The 553-nt window shown below is 57.9% G+C and carries 1 rRNA gene; it reads right to left on the reverse strand.

The annotated features are described in order from the left end of the window. A 23S ribosomal RNA gene (locus ACFSJS_RS27940) occupies positions 1–553 on the reverse strand; the annotation flags it as partial.

A 553-nucleotide genomic window follows, 5' to 3' on the forward strand; every position in this document is an offset into this window, starting at 1 on the left:
CGTCGATATGGACTCTTGGGGAAGATCAGCCTGTTATCCCCGGGGTACCTTTTATCCGTTGAGCGACGGCCCTTCCATACAGAACCACCGGATCACTATGGCCGACTTTCGTCTCTGCTCGACTTGTCAGTCTCGCAGTCAGGCGGGCTTATGCCATTGCACTCGACGAGCGATTTCCGACCGCTCTGAGCCCACCATCGCGCGCCTCCGTTACACTTTGGGAGGCGACCGCCCCAGTCAAACTGCCCGCCACGCTATGTCCCGGACCCGGATAACGGGCCTCGGTTAGACGTCAGCGGCAACAAGGGTGGTATTTCAAGGTTGGCTCCACCGGAGCTGGCGCCCCGGGTTCATAGCCTCCCACCTATCCTACACATGTTGCCGCTAACGCCAAAGCGAAGCTGCAGTAAAGGTTCATAGGGTCTTTCCGTCTGACCGCGGGAACCCCGCATCTTCACGGGGAATTCAATTTCGCTGGGCCTATGGTTGAGACAGTCGAGAAGTCGTTACGCCATTCGTGCAGGTCGGAACTTACCCGACAAGGAATTTCGCT

Origin of the sequence: Streptomyces desertarenae, from assembly GCF_042681365.1 — a bacterium.
GTDB lineage: Bacteria > Actinomycetota > Actinomycetes > Streptomycetales > Streptomycetaceae > Streptomyces > Streptomyces desertarenae.